The organism is Butyrivibrio sp. M55 (assembly GCF_900116865.1).
Classification (GTDB): Bacteria; Bacillota; Clostridia; order Lachnospirales; family Lachnospiraceae; genus Butyrivibrio.
The window spans coordinates 24,674-44,237 of record NZ_FPCD01000013.1 but is presented as its reverse complement, the minus strand read 5'-3'; the positions used below and the strand labels follow the sequence as shown (position 1 = coordinate 44,237).

Sequence of the window (19,564 nt, the reverse complement as noted above, 5' to 3'; positions counted from 1 at the left end):
TGCTCCCGTCTACAACTCATTCTGTGCAATTTTCTCTATACTTTCCCAATCAAGCTTTGTAAGATAGTCCTTTATCTTTCCGATATTTCCCATGTCTTTTTCGGAAAGATTGTAGTCCTTAAGTGAATCAAGTATCAGCTCCATCGTGTCATAGTTAAGTCCCTTGCAGGCTTCAACCATGCTTCCGTAAGCATCTTTCATTTCAGATTCTGTAATATCAATCTTTTCGCCTGTCTCTTCCTTTACTTCATCACCTGCGATTCCCGGCACTCCCGCTATTTCATACTCCGCAAGAAGGTACCTGTTAAGAAGCTCCGAATGATGTTCCTTGATATACATCGTATCGCCGATATTTCCGGCATTTTCAAGCTTTTCCGCAATATCAGATAGTATAGTCGCTCCGATTGCTCTGCTCGTACTCTTAAGCGAATGTACAAAGCTCGTGTAATCCTTCCAGTTCTTATCTTCGTACGCCTTCTCGATATTTGCTTTTGTAAATTCAATAGACTCGTAGTACACTTTCAGGATATTAAAATAGCTCTCTTCGCTTCCGCTGTTCTTAAGCCCCACATCTGACTTTATCTGCGTAAGCCCCGAAACATAATCCTTAAACTCATTGTTTTCCGAAAGTTCTTCCGCCTCCTCAGTCTTCTCCGGTTCTTCAGGATTATATTCTATCTTTTCCTCCGGAAGATATTTAATGAGCGCTTCTTCCAGCTTATCGCTCTCAACAGGCTTACTCAGATAATCCGTAAATCCTTCGCTTATAAAAGTTTCTTTTGCCCCAGATATCGCATTGGCCGTAAGTACGACTATAGGTGTGAAGCTGTTCTTGCTCTCTTCGTCTTCTCTTATGAAATGAAGCGTTTCAACTCCGTCCATACCGGGCATTCTGTAGTCGAGGAAAATAATGTCGTATTCTTTCAGTTTCTGCATCTTAAGACACTCCGCGCCGCTCCTTGCAGTGTCTATATTAACGAGCGTATTCTTAAGAAGCTCTTTCATGACCACGTGGTTTACTGGCGTATCGTCAACAACAAGAATATTGGCATCTTTCGCCGTGAACTTAACTCTGTATTTCTTGTGAATCTTGTTAAGCTCCGCGATCTTGTTCTTGAAGTTTCCGATCTTCACATCTCCCACTTTCTTCTGCGGAAGAACGATCTTAAATACAGATCCTTTGCCGTATTCACTCTCAACTTCGATAGAACCGTTCATCAGCTTAAGGAGATTACTTGTGATTGCAAGGCCCAGTCCGCTTCCTTCGATAGTTCTGTTCTTATCAATATCAAGCCTCTTAAACTTGGCAAAAAGATCCTGGATATCTTCCTGTTTGATTCCGATTCCCGTATCGATGATATCTATGAAAAGATTTACTTTATCATCCGAGACCTCTTCGCCCCTGATTTTCAAAGTAACGCTTCCTTCAGCAGTATATTTGACGGCGTTGTTAAGGACATTTACTATGATCTGCCTAAGTCTCATCTCATCGCCGCAAAGGCTGTCGGGAAGGTCCTCATTAACCTCAAATATCAAGCTGAGCGCTTTCTGCATAGCCTTGAAATATATCATGTTATAAGCATCGTTGAGCACGGAGCTCAGCTCGTAGTTTCTCTCGCTGATCTCCATATTGCCCGCTTCGATTTTGGAGAAATCAAGGATATCATTTATAAGTGACAAAAGAGTCTTTCCTGCGCTCTCGATATTTCTCGAATATTCAAGGATCTTCTCATCCGTACACTCTCTTAATATAACCTCATTCATTCCAAGAACAGCATTGATGGGAGTTCTAATCTCATGCGACATATTGGCAAGGAAGTTACTCTTTGCCTCGTTGGCCGCCTTTGCTCTTCTCTCCTCCATTCTTGCAGTTTCCGTTGCTTTAAGGATAGCGATGAAGTCATTTTTACTTACCGCTCTCGAGTAATATTTACCCTGCACGTAATCTGCTTTTACATTCTGGATGCGCTCTGCGAGCTCCTTTGAATTAACTGCGCCCATGACAATTTTTTTACCCGTCTGATTCATTGTAGAAAGACGGTTTTCGAGTATGAGTTTTCTCTGCGCCGATGAATCCGACTCAACCAGAAGTCCCGCATTAACCTTTATACCCTCGAAGAGATACGAAGTCGACGACTGCATGCCAAAGAAACTGGTTCCGTACTCATCCATATAGAACCTGATTCCCATATCGCCAAGGTCTGAGATTACCTGATAGATCAGATTTTTGTCCGTGACCGCAGCATTCTCCGTTATGCCAAACACTATGTTCTCAGGTTTTACCCCGTATCTGGAAAAGAGCTCTTTTACCTGAGCAATAAAATCTGTCTTGATTATCAGCGCCGACGTAAGTTTGATGCATATGAACTCAAGCCCCATCTCCTCTACGATTCCGCCGCCGATGAAATACAGGACTTCTTCAATCATGAAAAGGCCGAGCTTTTCTATGGTTCCCGTCTGATTCGCGATGGGAATGAATTCTTCCTTGGATATTTCACCAAGCTCCTTGTCGTTGAACTTAAGGACAGCCTCAGCCGCACAGATAGACAGATCTTCCTTCGTATAAATAGGCTCGTAAAAAACTCTGAAGCTCGAGCTCTCTATTCCTCTTCTTACCGCCTTTTCAACGTCCGCTCTTCTTATGACAAAGCCAAGCTCATCGCAGTAAATGGGTCTTCCCTTATCGACCTCAATATCCGTATCCGACAAAAGAAGCAGGTTATCGAGAGTTTCAAACTTATCAGGCGAAGATGCCTGAATGACCAGTGTCTTTAACTGCACGCTGCTTCCGTCAAGCATTATGCTCTTTCCGAGTTTAAAGAACACTTCGTCCGCAATTCCCCTTGCATAAGCATCCGTGATATCGGGGCACACAAGGAAGAAGCTCTCGATTCCGACACGGTATACTTCGAATTTCTTATTCACATCGCCAAGATAACCGGCAACATGCGAAAGTATCTTTTCATAATTCTCATGACTCGAAATCTTCCTCAGAATATCGCCGTTTAAGATTTTCACGCATATGGCGTTAAACCGTCTGTCATATCTGAAATAATTGCCAATATCTGTAATAAAGGCATTTCGGTTAAGTGCTTTCGTCGAAAAATCTTTTCTGTCATCATCACCTTCAAGCATTATCATAATGCCCATTGCGCCGATTGCTTCGCACATAAGCTCGCATGTGACATTGGGCCAGATCATCTGAACCGCTATTCCCACAAGCGCAAGTATATAGAAGTATATGATAGCTATTTTCTTGAGTTTATTAAGGACGCCCCAGTAGAGATAAAGAACGATTATAGAAAAAACAGTGTAGAAACCTATTATTACATAGGCAACGTATACGCCGCCTCTTCTTATGTAGCTCATGCTGTCATCTATCTCGTAGACGATATCAAAGAGCGGATTTATCAGAACAAGCAGCTCCATAAAAATAAAAGGTATGCCTAAATAAAGGCGTACCTTCCCCGTAAACTTGTGCTGAACTCCGCACTCCATCACTATGTAATACACAAAAATAGGCGCCATTGCAAAATGTGTAAGAAAATACACAAAAAGATTTGCATGACCAATTATAAGCTTAGTTTCAAACGTAAGCCTACTGTATCTTAAAAACTGCTCCACGATCCCCGAAAAGGAATCAATGGCGATTATCATTATGAAGGCAATGAAAAGCCAATTCTTAAGCTTTACCTTACCTCTGATGATCAGTTTATAAACAATGCACGTAACGCTGATCACTAGGGCGGATAAATTGAAGGCACTACTGCCTATCACTTCAGTACCGACCATAAAGTCACCCCGTTGCACAAAGCTATCATCCGGTTACTGTCTTACAGGAAAAAGATCTCTATACCATCTGAGCGCTGACAGATAGGCTTCGTAAACCTTTGTCATATCCATATTTCCAAGGACCATCAGTCTTGAAATCTCAGTCCAGTCCGCATCTTCATATCTCCTTATGAAATTGAGAACAGGTGCGAAATCTCCTTCATTATCAAGAAGCGCGAGCTTGACATCCTTAGGAACAAGTACCATATCAAGAGCTTCCTTCATTGTCTTACCAAGCATTATATCTATAGCAGAGAACAATCCCATGATAAAGAGCTCCTGTCCCATAAGGGCCAGTTCAAAACTCTCTGCAAGATTCTCCGCAAACTTAGCTCTTATCATTACAAGCCTTGTTATCTCAGTCGGCCTGTCTGCACAAAGCTCTTTTGTCACAGCGGTATTTATCCATCTCTTTAACTCTTTCTGACCAAGCATGGCTGTTGCGTGTCTGATGGATGTGATCTCGGAATTAAGTGCCATTCGGTTTACTATCTCAAGAAGTGAGATTGTAAGCGCAGGGTCTTTGCCGATAACATCCGCAGCGTCAGTAAGGTCAAAGTCCGGAGCATTAACGACATTAAGAAGTTCTATGTAATTTACTTTGAGAGGATTGACCTCTGTCTCAGACTCACGCACGGGCATTCTAAAGAATCCGCCCTCATAAAGGTCATATCCTCCGTGCGAGATAAGCATGTCGTACTGCTCCTGAGTATCGACGTTTACCGCGCACAGTTTGATCTTCGGATAAACTTTGCCAAAATAGATCTTGGCTTTCTCTATATCGATCTTTGCATGATTAAGCAAAATGTAATCGCACTGATTAAGGATTTCTTTGTAGGGTTCAAAACCGGAAATAGGAAGTTTTCTGATAGCAAGTTTGTATCCTTGCATTTTGAGTTCCTTCACCCTCTTAACGTAATGGGGCTCGGGTGTGATACTGTTATCCATAAGGAGAACAACTTTATTTGCGGGAACTGTGCACTGAAGCGATATTTCTGCGAACACAGAAAACTGATTGACCGGAACAAATACTTCTTTTCCCCCGGATAACATAGACATCCCCATACTACTTACAACTTCCAGTTCATGGACCGTTCCTGCACCGTCATATCGCGCGCCACCCTCCATTTCAGGATTCAAAAAGTGGTTATCTTTACGCGCAAACACAGAATATGCACAAACAGACATTTTATCGTCGAACAGTGGAATTAAAGTAGCTAACATTGCCTGTCTCCTTTCTCCTCCAAAAAAGACATAATCCGCTCAATTACATTTTACCCTAAATAGCGGATTTTTACCAAGTTTTTTTCAAAATTTCGTTTATTTTTCGTATGTAGTTTTATCGATTATGTAACGAGGCCTTCCCTTAACCTCATCGTAAATCTTGGAAATGTATATACCTATGATTCCAAGTCCTATCATGATCATGGCCGATGTAAAGCAAACAAGGACTATGAGTGTTGTAAATCCAGGCTGGTCATTACCAATAAAAAAGTGTCTGTACAAAGCCTCAACACTGAATCCGAATCCCAACAGGGCAACAATCCATCCAGATATTGTAATGAGATGAAGCGGTGCCGATGTAAAAGATGTTATATTCGTGATCGCGTATTTTATAAGAGATTTGGTGCTCCACTTTGATTCGCCCGCTTCTCTTTCTCTGACATTATATTCAACTTCGGTGCTCTTAAATCCGATCCATGATGAAAGTGCTCTGAAAAAGGCATTCTTTTCATTCATGTTAAGAAGTACGTTCATGGCCTTTCTGTCGAGAAGCTTGTAGTCAGAAGCTCTGGACATATCAAAGCCTACCGATTCACTCATGATATTGTAGAAGCTCTTTGCCGCAAACTTATGCATAGCGGACTCTCTTCCCCTGCTTGTCTTAACACCTTCGACTATCTCATAACCCTGTTCCCAGAGTCTGTACATATCAACGATTTTTTCCGGCGGGTGCTGAAGATCGCAGTCAAGAACCACGCAGCAATCTCCGCTTGCCTCGGCAATACCTGCAAAGACAGCGGATTCTTTTCCAAAGTTCCTTGAAAAACAAACGCCCTTAACTCTTTTATTGCGGGCAGACTCATCACTAATCGCTTTCCATGTGTTGTCACTTGAGCCGTCGTTAATAAAAAGAAGCTCAAAATCTATATTCTCCTCATCCAATATTCCTGATATTGTTTCGGATGTTTTTTTTATCATTTCCTCTTCATTGTATGCGGGAATTATTACAGATAGCATAAGCAAATTCCTCCAACTGACTATTACTAATTGCATATTATAGCATATTTCACGGTTCAAAAAAACCGATTATCCAGATATACTGTAGGTTTTACTCTAGATATGCAAACGTTTTTGTGATAGAATCTTTCCATTGTTCTAAAAATTTATATCCATTTCTACGGAGGCATATCATGGACGCTCAGCAGTATAAGCGCGCAAACGCAAACAGTTTTTACGTAAGTATCATCACGGTAGTAACAGGAATCGTATTAACTCTGTTATCGCTAATCACCAAAGGTTTTGACATAGGAAAGGCGGTCATATTTGCAAGTGCCGTAGTCAGTTTGATCATCATCTTTATCGGTAATTTCAAGTTCTACGAAGAAAAAACAGGTGCAGTCTTGATAATGTGCGGAGTAAGCGTATTCTATCTCACTCTTGTTCTTGCAGGAAACGATCTTGCATATTTCGCATTCGGACTTCCGATACTCATCTGCAGTACACTCTACTCAAACGTAGCACTCTGCGGTACCGGAGTCGGTATTATCTCAGTTTCTTTTATAATATCGATCATCACCAACCTGCTCACATCGGGGCTTCAGAATAACATTCTGGTTCCTGCGATAGCTACACTGATACTCTCATTTGTATCATGCATCATGACAGTTTCTCTTCAGAAGAATTTCATCGATGAAAAGAGACTTCTAATGAGTCAGACCGCGAAAAAGACACTTGATGCCGGAAACAACATGGCAGACATCGCAAATAAGATTACCGAGCTGTTCAACGCTTCACAGGACGATCTTTATTCACTTCAGAAGATCCTTGAATCACAGCAGTCGGGAATGCAGAACATCGCAACCAACATGGAGAACACATCTCAGTCCATTATCAAACAGGCCGAGAAGGTTCAGTCAATCCAGGAAAAAACATCTACAACAGAGCAAGACAGAATCGAAATGACCGAAGCTTCAGAAAGCACTCAGACAGTAATTGATGAAGGAATAAACATCATCTCTGAACTTAAGCTCAAGTCACAGGACGTATCAAAGGCTAGCCAGATAACGGTTGATGCAACACAGGCAGTTATTGATAAGGTCGAAGAAGTTAAGAACATCGTTAGCTCGATCATGGCGATCTCAACACAGACCAATCTCCTTGCTCTCAACGCAAGCATCGAAGCTGCTCGTGCAGGTGAAGCCGGAAAAGGTTTCGCAGTAGTCGCAAACAATGTCCGCGAACTTGCAGCAGAAACAAACAAGGCTTCAAACGAGATCACAAACATCATCAACGAGCTTAACGAAGATGTTCAGAAGGCAATGTTCAGTATAGACGACACTGTTACAACAGTTGATAAGCAGAACGCGATGATCGAGTCAGTAGGCGAAAGCTTCAACAGCATTAACAACAACGTATCGGGAATGATCACACGCTTCTCTCACATCGCAGAGGGAATGAAATCAATCGCCGATTCAACAAACGAGATCAACGACAGTATCTCTACTCTCTCGGCAACAAGCCAGGAGGTTGCTTCTCTTTCACATGAAGGCGCAAAGGCATCCGATGAAGCAACAGAGAAATTCAATGCATTTAAAGCAATTCTTGTTGATATCTCAGATCAGGCAAACAAGCTTCGCGAAATCAACGCAACAAGATAAAAACCTTGAAACGAGGGCAATTCCGACAAAATGGAATTGCCCTCATTTTATTAAATTTTCATACTTTTTAACACAAATTAATTAACTTTTTATACGTTTTTCCGATATAATATTTAGTAACAGATAGACACACCGATGAAATTATCTGACTATTTATGAAAGGAGGAATCACGTGTATGACAGCTACATTAGACTTAAGAAATGAAGTTCTGGACTGCATCAGAAAGGATTGTGAAGACGAATTTTATCCGGATCCCGAGAAAGTAGCTCACATTACCGGCTTACCGTTAGGGGATGTTTTTGATCTGCTCATAGAACTGAAAAATCAGGGTTGTCTCGGAAAGAGATGATTCGCCATTGAAAATGGAGAATTGTAATGGATGATTCTATAAAAGAATAAAAGTCCTATGCTCACTAAGCATAGGACTTTTATTTATATCACTTAATTAGTCAATTGAAAGATCTACTTCTTCCACATCAGCATTCTGAGCATCGCCCTCAGCTTCTGTGTTTGTTTCTTCAGGCTGAGCTTCTTCAGCATTCTCTGCGTTCTCATCCTCAGCAGGTGCTTCTTCATCTGCCGGCTGCTCTTCATCTTCCGATGTATCAGCCTCTGTGTTAGTCTCGGCAATTACCTTGCCGTTTGCCGCACTGTCGTAATTCTGTACGTCAGTTACAAGCCAATCATGTGAATCTGAATCTTTTGAAACGGTAAATACAAAAATATTATCTACTTCTGAGCTTTCAGAAATGACGTCTTCATAAGTCTCTAAAACAAGGTTAATACGTTCATTATAAACTTGCTTCTGAATTTCAGGATCGGTGTTATTTATTTTTTCAGCGTTCGATTCATTGTAATCAGCAACCTTTGCTGAAACGCGTTCGGAAATAGTATCATTCATAGTTAAATTGATCGGAAACGCTGTCTTCAGTGTAACAATAGCCGTGCCCACGCCCTTTTTAACAGTAACAGATGTAAGTTCGTGGCTTGTCACCATATTTGAAAAGCTTGCACAGAGATTATCAAGTCTTTGAGCAGTTCCTTCATCCAAATTTTCTTGCTCAATACCGGCCTTAAGGTCATCTGTTAAGAAAGATGCATCGAATCTATGTACAAATTCTCCCTCAATAACATTTCGGCTTGCATATTGCTCGATATTTTCAGAAGAACCACTTTCTATTACTTCCAAAAAGTTTTCTACTGTTTCAGAAATCGCCTTCTTAGAAGATGTACATCCTGTAAGAGCAGTTGTACTCATTGAAAGAACAACGATCGCAGATACTAATTTTTTCCCTAAACGCATAAATGTCTATCTCCGTACCCTATAACAAATTTTTATGTAAACACAACCTTAAGTATAGCATATTTGGATAAATAATCAAAGAATATCGTATTTTCGTTAGTATAGTGGTAAAATATAGATTATAGTAAATGGCAACGCAGCCGCAATAAGGAGGGATTTTTAGATGTTAGTTCTTTTTGGAGAAGGTGTAATCAAAGATGTATGTGCAGTAGAAGTAAAACCCATGGATATAGGAGAAGGCAAAATTGTCGGAACGCAGATAAATTTCACTCTTACAAGCGGTGACAGACTTGAATATGTCTATGACCAGAACATTCCTATCGAGAAATCCGGCCAGAGAGCCATCGATTTCGTGCGCACTCTGTACAACGACGGGAAAGCCGATTTCTCCGGGGAGCCGGTTGAACTTATGTGAATGGTGGACGATAAAAAGGGTGCCTCTGCACCCTTTTTTATTGGTTTCAATTCACTATGTTGCGAGGTGTTCCGGCCATGAAGGCTTGGATGTTCTTTTTAACTTCCTCGAGACATCTGGTTCTGGATTCTGTGCTGCCCCAGGCCATGTGTGGAGTAATGAAAAGCTTTCCACTATCTTGAATCTTGAGGAGTGGTGAATCTTTGGCCATGGGTTCAGGGTTAAGCACGTCGAGGCCTGCTGCCTTTATTTCGCCGTTCTCAAGTGCTTCGCAGAGGTCAGCTTCGTTTACGACAGCGCCTCTTGCTACGTTGATGAGGATTGCGTTTTTCTTCATCTTTGCGAAAGCGTCTTTATTGAAGAGTTCTCTGGTCTTGTCGCTGAGCGGGCAATGAAGAGATATAACGTCGGAACGTGATAATAACTCATCAAACGATACTCTCTCATATTCTGTGCATGTGCTGTTTCCGGAAGCGGAATAGAAAATTACTTTTGCTCCGAAGGCGGTTGCGATCTGGGCAACTTTTCTTCCGATATTTCCCATTCCTACGATTCCGTATACTTTGCCATCAAGTTCTTCGAAAGGAATATCAAGACAGCAAAAATGCGGCTGGTTTGCATATCCGCCGCTTTTTACGAATTCATCATAATGGCGTGAGTTTTCCATGAGATAAAACAGTAATGCGAAGGTATGCTGGGCAACTGAAGCTGTTGAATAATTGACTACGTTTGCCACTTTTACGCCGTGTCTTTTGCATGCTTCAATATTCGCATTGTCAAAGCCTGTCGCAAACTCACATATAAGTTTAAGATTGGGAGCGTCATTTAAAACCTTTTCGGTTATAGCACTCTTATTGATAAGCAGTATCTCCGCTCCCTCAAGTCTCTCCTTTGCATTCTCATCGGTGATCTTGTCCCCGTAGTAGGACACTTCTCCAAGTTCATCATAAATACTGTAGTCCATGTCTGATCCGACACTGTCTACATCTGCAACAACAATTTTCATACTCTGTGTAACTTATGCCTTTCTTTTATGTTTTATGTTCTAACAGCCTTCATATCCTTTTTATTCTGGTACATCAGTCTGTCAGCTCTCTTAAGTACGCTGTCCGCATCGTCATCCATAGATTCATCGAATATGGCAAGTCCGATGGCAGCCGATAGTCTCTCCCACGGTTGCAGGCTCTTATTGTTCTGAAGCTCTTCCATGTGACTCTTAAGCGAATCAATAAGTTCATCCTTGCGATTAAAGTCTTTGTTTTCAAGAAGTACAACGAACTCATCTCCGCCCACCCTAAATACCGGTGAATTCTCGAAGGTATCGCATATAAGTGTGCACATATTCTTGATATAAAGATCGCCCGCCTCGTGTCCAAATGTATCGTTTATCTTCTTCAGATAATTTATATCTATCATCAGCATGCCAAACTGCGCAGTCTGAGTGATAATATCGGAATTAAGCCTTACTTCTACTTTATCATACGCCGCTTTATTTTTTACACCGGTAAGAGCATCTCTAAGCGCGAACTCATTAACCTTGGTCATCTCAAGCGACATATTCTGGATCTTATTGGAAGACCTCATGAGATCCTCCGCATAATCCCTCATATCCTGAGACATCGAAACGATTGTATCAGCAAGTGATTCAAGCTCATCCCCTGTGTGTATATCAGGATTTTCCATAAGCAAAAACTCAGGATTTTTCTGCGAATGGCTGTTTTCTGCAAAGTCGCGGGTAGTACGTTCAATCTTTTGAAGAGGCACGATAACTCTTTCATTAAGCCAGAATATCATTCCGCTTATAAAGATAACGGCAAGGACAACACCGCACACAGCCATTGTTATAATATATTTCCTTAAGTTGGTGGCAATATCCGTGGTACTGAATCCGCAGCTAAAAAGAGCTATTCCTTCGCCGGATGCATTTCTTATCGAAGCGCTGGCACTGAAATCTTCGCCGTAATCACTTTTTGCGGTAGTATAATTTATCCCTGTGTTATTCTTCATAACATTGTATGAAATCTCACACAGTTCTTCTCCGAGGAACTGTCCGATCATATCTCCGAGATACGGAATCGGAATATCATTTATCAGATCTTCACCGCTCTTTTCGGCTTCCGTAAGTCCCGATGCAATCTGCATACAGTCAAATTTATCGCCAACCTTGCATGGAACCGTAAGCAGGATAAAATCAAGATCATAGCTCTCTCTTACCCTGCTCATAAGATCCACAAGATTATTAAACGTATCAGAATATTCTTTTGTCTTGATACGCTCTTCAAGATCCTCTACATCAATATTTTTCATTGTATAATTGGCAACATAAGTAAGCCTTGTCCTGTACTCATCAAGCATGGTATTTCTAAATATCATGAAGCTTATTGTACCAAGTGCCATGCAAAGAATAACAATAAATACAAGACAAACCCAAATAACTCTGTATCTAAGTGAATTGTTATATTTTTTCATCCAATGCACCTCACAGCTTTCTATCTTAAATGATAGCACAGGCATATACAATTATACATTAAAAAAATATCAATTTTTCATAATTTATTCCACCGAATTAATCAGTGCAAATACCTCTTCTTTTATAACTTTATTGACCTTAAGAGCATTCTCTCTTGAGTCTGTGTTTGAATAAAAATAGAACTTTATCTTAGGTTCTGTTCCGCTGGGTCTTATCGCAAACCATGAGCCGTTCTCAAGGAACAGTCTAATTGCGTTCTGCGGCGGAATATCCTCATATCCTCCAAGATAATCTATAACCTTGCAGACCTTTGAGCCCGCAACTTCCGTGGGGATATTCTCTCTAAACCACTTCATCATGCGCTGTATTCTCTGCGCTCCGGGAATTCCCTCAAGTATGATATTGGGTTCATCCTCTGCAAAAAATCCGTATTTTGCATAGATTTCCTGCAATACGTCAAAGAGCGTCTTGCCCTGTTTTCTGTAATATGCAGCAGCCTCAGCAACAAGCATGCCGGCTGAGATTCCGTCTTTATCCCTGATATCCTCACATGCCGCATATCCTACGGACTCCTCATATCCGAAAAGATATGTATATCCGTTTTCATGCAGATAAGGAATCTTTCCGCAGATATTCTTAAATCCCGTGAGTGTCTCAAACATTTCAACACCGTACGCTTTAGCCATAACAGTAGAAAGAGTTGACGTAACGATGCTCTTTACCATCGCACCCTTCTTAGGAAGTGTGCCGGCGGTCTTGTGTCCCTCAAGGATGTAATTAACGAGAAGATATCCCGTCTGGTTACCGTTAAGCGGCACATAATTGCCGTTGTCATCTCTAATCTCTATCGCAAATCTGTCCGCGTCGGGATCTGTAGCCATAAGAAGCTCGGCTCCAAACTCACGACCGTACTGTTCGCTTAACTTAAATGCCTTAGGATCTTCGGGATTGGGATATCCTACGGTTGTGAAATCAGGATCCGGATGTTCCTGCTCGGGAACGATCTTCCAGTTGGTAAATCCTCTGTCCTTAAGCATCTGTCTGAACGGCACGGAACCGCATCCGTTCAAAGGTGTGTAAACAAGAGGAATCGAAAGATCGAGTTCATCATGCTCATGGATAGCCATTCCTTCAATCTTATCAAGGTACTCTCTGTCGTACTCATCTCCGAGAACAACAATCTTTCCGCTTGCTACTCCTTCATTGAAATCAGACTTCTTGATTCCGGTCCAGATGTCGACCTTAGAGATCATCTCAGTCATTCCGTCAGCAACCTCTGCTGAAACCTGGCATCCATCGTCCCAGTATGCCTTGTATCCGTTGTATTCTCTCGGATTGTGAGACGCTGTGATATTGATTCCCGAAACTGTTTTAAGTCTTCTGATCATAAATGCAAGCTCAGGAGTAGGCCTAAGATCGGGGAATGTATATACTTTTATTCCGTTTGCCGCAAAAATTCCCGCAGCAAGATGTGAAAACTCCTTAGAAAAATGTCTTGGATCGTGCGCGATAACCACGCCCTTCTCCATAGCTTCTTTTCCGCAATTTACTATATAATCAGCGATTCCTTGAGAAGCCTTTCCGACGGTAAGGAAGTTCATCATGTTTGTTCCCGCACCGACTTTACCTCTAAGTCCCGCTGTTCCGAAAGAAAGATCCTGATAAAATCTTTCTTCCTTTTCTTTTTCATTGTCTTTTATCTTGTAAAGTTCTGCCTTAAGTGGATCTTCCTCTGAAAGATGTGACATCCATTCATCATATCTCTTGTTGTAATCCATATTGCATCCTCCGTTATTTATTCTTTTGTAGTTCCCAAAAAGTAACGGCACTGCACGCCGCGACATTAAGAGAATCAACTCCGTGTGCCATCGGGATCTTAACACAATAGTCCGAAGATCTGATGGTCTCAGGTTTCAGGCCGTAGCCTTCAGAGCCAAGAAGTATCGCAAGTTTTTCTTCCTCAGCAAGTCTCTTGTCATCAATATCAAGCGTATTATCGGTAAGTGCCAGCGCAACGGTCTTAAATCCCATTCCGGCAATTTCCTCAAGCTCTTTTCCCTGCGAAAGAAATGTCCACGGGATCTGAAAAACAGTTCCCATGCTGACTCTTATAGCCCTCCTGTATAGCGGATCGCTGCTTCCTTTTGTAAAAAGAACCGCATCCATGTTAAGCGCCGCCGCATTCCTCATTATCGCGCCGACATTGGTGGGATTTGAAACATTTTCAAGAACCGCGATGCGCTTTGCATCCTTGCAGATCTCTTGCGCACTCTTAAGCTTTTTTCTCTTCATCGCGCAAAGAATGCCTCTAGTAATGTTATATCCCGTGATCTGTTTGAGGACTGCTTCCTTGGCAACATATATCTTTGCAAGAGGAAAATCGTTTAATCTCGTTATTATGTCTTTTGCTTCCCTATCAAGTTCTTCCTCAGCAACCAGAAGGGAAAACGGCTCATATCCCGCATCGAGCGCACGCTCTATGACGATTGCACTCTCCGCGATAAAAAGACCTTCATCCGGCTCATTTATGTGATACAGCCTGTTCTCGGACAGAACGTTGTAAATCTCAAGTTCCGGCACTTCAAGCGTATCAACAAATATCATATTTTCATGCATTCTTTATGTCCCAATTTCCGAATTTCACTTCACCGGGATTTCCTGTGTGATCTCCCAACATCTTCTCCATCCAGATCATGTCGTACCACTTTCCGAATTTGTAACCGGAGTCATGGAAGGTTCCGACAAGGTTGTATCCCAGCTTTTGGTGAAAATGGTAGCTGTCGTTTGTAAGATTGTCATCTTTTTTATCACCGGAAAGATACGCTATGCAGGCGTTCAGATTCAAAACGCCCATATCCTTCAAAGAGTTTTCAAGTGTGATGTAAAGAAGCTTTCCTACTCCTTTTCTTTTCACATCCTCTCTGACATAAACGGTTGTCTCTACCGACCAGTCATACGCGCGCCTTCCCTTAAAGCTTGTCGCATAAGCATATCCGAGGATTTCTCCGTTCTCAACTACTTTGATATACGGAAACTTTGAAGAAATATTTTTTATCCTACCCTCAAACTCTTCAAGTGAAGGTACTTCATATTCAAAAGAAATTGCTGTCTTTTCAACGTAAGGTGCATAGATTTTAAGCAGCTCTGCCGCATCTTCTACACTTACTTTCTCAACGGTCATTACTTAAGAGCCTCTCTTTCCATTTCACTTGCAAGTTTGCTTATTGTTCCGTCCTTGAAGGGGCTCATAAGTCCAACCTGTGCGAGTTCATTTTCATAAAAATCTTTAGCCGATAATTTACACAACTCAAGATAATGCTTCCACGCATCATCGAAATCCTTGTCCATCCACACTTTAAACTGCATAGCAACTACGCTTGCAAGTACATAATCGATGTAATAGAAAGGAAGTCCGAATATGTGAAGCTGTTTCTGCCAGAAGCCGCCCTGTCCAAGGAACGGGTCGTCTTCATAGTCCATCTCGGGTCTGTAGGTCTTTTCAAGCTCCATCCATACTTCTTTTCTCTGCTTCGGAGTCATATCGGGGTTGTCGTAAACGATATGCTGGAACTCATCAACCATGCAACCGTAAGGAACGAAACAGATTGAATCCGCAATATGCATCTTGAGATAATCTTTTTCCTTATCTCCGAAGAACTTCTTCATCCATCCGTATGTAAAATACTCCATGGCCATTGAATGGATCTCAGCTGTCTCCATTGTTATATCAAGGTTTTCAAGGATTTCCTCATTCCTTGTCACATAGCCCTGAAAAGCATGTCCGCACTCGTGTGTGATAACATCTACATCTCCGCTTGTGCCGTTGAAATTGGCAAATATGATCGGAGCCTTGTACTTTGGCAAATACTCCATGTATCCGCCCTGCTTCTTGTTCTTTCTTCCAAGTACGTCAAAAAACTCGTTCTCGATCATAAAGTCGATGAACTCTGCCGTCTCAGGCGAAAGCTCTCTGTACATCTCCTGTCCGGCTTTCATTATCTCTTCGGGAGTTCCGATGGGGCAAGGATTGCCTCCCTTGATATAAACTTCATGATCGTAGTATTTAAGCTTATCTACGCCAAGCTGCTTTCTTCTCTCTTCATGTATCTTCGATACAAGAGGGACAAAAGACTCTTTTATCTGCTTTCTGAAATTCTCAACTTCTTCTCTTCTGTAAGAATTTCTGATCATTCTGTTATAACCAAGCTCAACAAAAGACTCGTAGCCAAGTGCCTTTGCCTGCGCCGTTCTGTTTTTTACAAGCTTATCATAGATCTCGTCAAGCTCATCCGTAACGGTAAGGAAGTAATCGGAATAAGCCTTCCAAGCTTTCTTCCTGACTTCTCTGTCGTTGTCTGTAAGAAACTTTCTCAAAAGAGATATGTTATAAATCTCTCCGTTAAAAGGAATCTTCGCAGCCGCGATGATATTGTCGTATCTGCTGACAAGAGCATTCTCCTCCTGCATAAGAGGCAGTATCTCATCGCTTATCGACTTTATTGAAAGCTCGATATTCTTAAATGCGACTTTGCCGATCTTCTCTTCAAGATAAGCTCTGTACGGAGAATTAAAAAGAACTTTCTTGTACTCGTTCTCAAGCTGTTCAATAACAGGAAGTTGCTCATCTATATATTTTTTCTCTGCAGCGTAGAATTCATCCGCTGTATTGATGTCATGTCTGAAGTTTCCGATTCTTATAGTCGAAACTATATCGCTGCTAAGTTCATAGTACTTCTTATGAATCTCAAACTGTTCCTCACCGCTTGCAGCATTCTTACTGCTCTCGATAAGGCTTTCATATTCTTTTTTTACTTCGTCCATATCAAAACGTTTGTATGGAATTTCAGAAAATTTCATAGATATTAATCCTTCTTTCAATTTCTATATCGTATTAATTCTACCATAAATATCGAAGATAGCATCTACAGAATTTCTATATCATTTATCCATGGGGGCTGTGGGGGGAGGAGGGGCAAAAGATTATGCACCGGACGCTGCGGCATATATATGCAATTTTTGCTCATGTTGTGCCGAACACTCCAATGAGCCCAGAGCAGTAATCGCTCGTGCAAAGGCACTCACGATTACTTGGTCTCATTTCCGTGGCACAAAAAGTCGCAAAATATTGCATATATACGCCTCCGCATCCGGTGCATAATCTTTTGCTTCTCTCAATTCACACTGTGATGAATAAAGCATGTACTCAATCCAAGCGTTCTAAATGATATTCATTCTGCTGATCATCCAAAACTTCGGTATAGATTTCAACATTTGGCAATATATTCTTTATGTATTTACATGTTTCATTCTTATCAAAAACAAGCAAATTATTATCTGTATCACAATAGTAAAGTATAATCTGTTCAGCATTTTTAAATTCAGACAAAAACTCATACATTTCGGCATGAGGTGCTTCCATTCCCTTATATCCTAATGATATAACCGGAATATCTAAAGCAATGTTATCGTCTTTATCTTTTTCACATGTAGCGTCATTCAAGTCTATAGTCATACATTGTATCTTGGCATTACTGTCTCTACCTAATTCCAAAGCGAATGAATCATCACTTGTAAAATTGCCGAAATTAGAAATGTTTTGCTCACTTGCATATTCATTAATTATAAAAATGCTTGTATCAGGCTTGAAATAATCAGAATTATTCTCTACAAATTTATTATGCTTATTGACTATATCGCATAATTCCTCATATCCGACCAAACCATTATCATACTCCAAAGATACTGTTATTTCATTTCCGTCTTCTTCATAGTTCTTAACTTTTATATTCTTATGTGAGAAAAGGCCAATTTCTTTAACCCATTCTTTGTAAGATGTTTTAATATTAAATCTATTAACATAGGACCTTGGACCACAAGCTGAAAGAATCGCAAGCAATATAATTAAAATTGGTATAATACAGAATTTTCTTGTCATAGCCCTTATCCTACGGTTATTCTTTCTTTTTTATATTTGACAATATCCACTCTATAATTATCAGCACAATTAAAATCACTTGCACATTAGAAATTATATAGAAAAACTCAACCGTCTCAAATCCCCAACTTCTAGGTGCAAAGTATGCAGCCAGAATAGAAACCATAAAATTAAACGGCAAAATCCCGAATATGCAAAAGATATTTAGTATTGCATTACGTATATATATATAATGCCTCAAGAAAAAGAAATCCAAAAATGCGATTACAATAGTTAATAGATGATAATAGTAATCAATGTTCAATGAAGTTTTAAGATATATCATATCTAATATTCCAAGGATTATCCAATCAAACAACACCATTGTCGCAAGAATAATACAAATTTTACTTATGTTCTTCATTTTTATTTACCAGCATGCGCTTTACTAAACGATGTTTCTTCCTCCGTATAAGCCACGGAATTATAGCAACTACTTTGTATAAGTCTTGAGAAACTTTGTATTACTTGCATAACTTTACTTTTTGACCTTTATGTAAATATACTACTGAGTATCCGCTTGAAAAAGCTCCTAATGTATCATAATCCGGATTAACAAAGAATGAGCCGTCTTTTCTAATCAATCCCATCTTTCCATTGATTTTAACTGCAGCCAAATCATATTCACCAAAATCTCCGGCATACTCGTATTGGCATGGTATAACTTCCTTGCCTGTTGTATCTACATATCCTTGTAATCCATCTGCATTAGTCACAACTGCCATTCCATGTGAAAAATCATCCGCATCCGCATATCTAGGTTCACAAGGTTCAATCAAATAATTCATTTTCAAATCGACATATCCATATATATCCCTCATAAAACGGTTATATTTTTTTACCGGAATAAATCCCTCACTAGCACTCTTATCACCGGCATAATAATCAAATTGCTTATCAGACAATACATTTCCATCTAGATCAATAAACTGAGCCGCTTCATCTTCTGTTTTTCTCGCAATAGCAATCCCACTTCCATATAACTCAATATCAAGAAATGATGGTTCTATTTTATAGTTCCCTTTACTATCTATTACCCCATCCATTCCGCCTTGAATACTTACAACTGCAACGTTATCTTCATTGAACTTTCCTGCAGTACTAAATTGTGGAACAATAACCATATTACCGCCCAGATCCATATATCCCCATTTACCACTTTGGAAATCTTTAATAGCGAATAATCCATTTGCTCCCACTTCACCAACTACGCATTTTATATCTGAAATATCTTTAGTCACATAAGGAATACTCAAAATAGTATTCCTACCCTTATCCATCAAATCAATACTTTCCTCTTTCATAACACTGAAATATATTTCGCCATCATAAATGCAAAAGGTTTCTTTTTTCCAATCTGTTATTTTATCCCCTAGCACCTTAAAATCAGTATCTATACAAAAATGTTCTTCCAAATCACCTTTCTTTTCAGAGTAAACTGCAATACCATCCCTAAATCCTCCGGTCTGTTCATATCTTCCACTGACAATATTTCCTTTGATATCAATGTAATAATATCCATCTTTTAATGCCCTATTATGCCAATAAACAATATTAAAAATAAGCATTACCACTAAAAGCGCTACTCCCCAAAAGATCATTTTCTTATCAAACTTAACCTTCTTCATTCCATTATCCTTCTGAAGCATGGTACTTCTTAATATGAATTATTTCTTAATAGTTTATTGA

15 protein-coding genes are annotated in these 19,564 nt (G+C 40.3%); 3 read left to right on the top strand and 12 right to left on the bottom strand.

Annotated elements, in window-relative coordinates; genetic code table 11:
* Positions 1–9 precede the first annotated feature (9 nt).
* From BM398_RS12885 to BM398_RS12875, 3 genes are all read right to left on the bottom strand, one after another.
* Positions 10–3,792 (bottom strand): EAL domain-containing protein, encoded by a 3,783-nt coding sequence (locus tag BM398_RS12885; RefSeq protein WP_092338038.1) that lies wholly within the window; start codon positions 3,790–3,792, stop codon positions 10–12.
* A 33-nt stretch (positions 3,793–3,825) separates the two neighbouring features.
* Positions 3,826–5,055 carry an EAL and HDOD domain-containing protein gene (locus tag BM398_RS12880; protein ID WP_092338036.1) on the bottom strand — a complete coding sequence of 410 codons (1,230 nt, stop codon included), beginning with the start codon at positions 5,053–5,055 and terminating at the stop codon, positions 3,826–3,828.
* Positions 5,056–5,151: 96 nt separating this feature from the next.
* Positions 5,152–6,072 (bottom strand): glycosyltransferase family 2 protein, encoded by a 921-nt coding sequence (locus BM398_RS12875; RefSeq protein ID WP_242949814.1) that lies wholly within the window; start codon positions 6,070–6,072, stop codon positions 5,152–5,154.
* Between the two features lie 173 nt (positions 6,073–6,245).
* On the opposite strand from BM398_RS12875, the gene BM398_RS12870 reads away from it, so the two are divergent.
* Both BM398_RS12870 and BM398_RS17190 read left to right on the top strand, forming a co-directional pair.
* Complete coding sequence (locus BM398_RS12870) at positions 6,246–7,712, top strand: methyl-accepting chemotaxis protein (RefSeq protein WP_092338032.1); 1,467 nt, start codon at positions 6,246–6,248, stop codon at positions 7,710–7,712.
* Positions 7,713–7,888: 176 nt separating this feature from the next.
* Positions 7,889–8,062: a hypothetical protein gene (locus BM398_RS17190; protein ID WP_155833748.1), complete on the top strand. Its 174-nt coding sequence runs from the start codon at positions 7,889–7,891 to the stop codon at positions 8,060–8,062.
* A 96-nt stretch (positions 8,063–8,158) separates the two neighbouring features.
* Here the strand turns inward: BM398_RS17190 and BM398_RS12865 are convergent, their stop codons facing one another.
* Positions 8,159–9,016 carry a hypothetical protein gene (locus BM398_RS12865; RefSeq protein WP_092338030.1) on the bottom strand — a complete coding sequence of 286 codons (858 nt, stop codon included), beginning with the start codon at positions 9,014–9,016 and terminating at the stop codon, positions 8,159–8,161.
* 163 nt (positions 9,017–9,179) lie between these two features.
* Between BM398_RS12865 and BM398_RS12860 the strand changes: the two genes are divergently transcribed.
* Positions 9,180–9,431: a hypothetical protein gene (locus tag BM398_RS12860; RefSeq protein ID WP_026666643.1), complete on the top strand. Its 252-nt coding sequence runs from the start codon at positions 9,180–9,182 to the stop codon at positions 9,429–9,431.
* Positions 9,432–9,477: 46 nt separating this feature from the next.
* Here the strand turns inward: BM398_RS12860 and BM398_RS12855 are convergent, their stop codons facing one another.
* From BM398_RS12855 to BM398_RS12815, 8 genes are all read right to left on the bottom strand, one after another.
* Positions 9,478–10,437, bottom strand: coding sequence for a D-2-hydroxyacid dehydrogenase (locus BM398_RS12855; protein ID WP_092338028.1), 960 nt, complete (start codon positions 10,435–10,437; stop codon positions 9,478–9,480).
* Positions 10,438–10,469: 32 nt separating this feature from the next.
* A complete protein-coding gene (locus BM398_RS12850) occupies positions 10,470–11,900 on the bottom strand; it encodes a GGDEF domain-containing protein (RefSeq protein WP_175531944.1) in 1,431 nt (476 codons plus the stop codon).
* An 84-nt stretch (positions 11,901–11,984) separates the two neighbouring features.
* Positions 11,985–13,679: a phospho-sugar mutase gene (locus tag BM398_RS12845; RefSeq protein WP_092338024.1), complete on the bottom strand. Its 1,695-nt coding sequence runs from the start codon at positions 13,677–13,679 to the stop codon at positions 11,985–11,987.
* A 13-nt stretch (positions 13,680–13,692) separates the two neighbouring features.
* Positions 13,693–14,505, bottom strand: coding sequence for a TrmH family RNA methyltransferase (locus tag BM398_RS12840; RefSeq protein ID WP_242949813.1), 813 nt, complete (start codon positions 14,503–14,505; stop codon positions 13,693–13,695).
* Between the two features lie 4 nt (positions 14,506–14,509).
* A complete protein-coding gene (locus tag BM398_RS12835) occupies positions 14,510–15,082 on the bottom strand; it encodes a GNAT family N-acetyltransferase (RefSeq protein WP_092338019.1) in 573 nt (190 codons plus the stop codon).
* On the bottom strand, positions 15,082–16,758 hold the full coding sequence (locus BM398_RS12830) for a M3 family oligoendopeptidase (protein WP_026655137.1): 1,677 nt from the start codon (positions 16,756–16,758) through the stop codon (positions 15,082–15,084). The genes BM398_RS12835 and BM398_RS12830 overlap by 1 nt, the downstream gene beginning before the upstream one ends.
* 346 nt (positions 16,759–17,104) lie before the next feature.
* Complete coding sequence (locus BM398_RS12825; protein WP_092338017.1) at positions 17,105–17,836, bottom strand: hypothetical protein; 732 nt, start codon at positions 17,834–17,836, stop codon at positions 17,105–17,107.
* A 503-nt stretch (positions 17,837–18,339) separates the two neighbouring features.
* Positions 18,340–19,503, bottom strand: coding sequence for a WG repeat-containing protein (locus BM398_RS12815; protein WP_175531943.1), 1,164 nt, complete (start codon positions 19,501–19,503; stop codon positions 18,340–18,342).
* Positions 19,504–19,564: the final 61 nt, after the last annotated feature.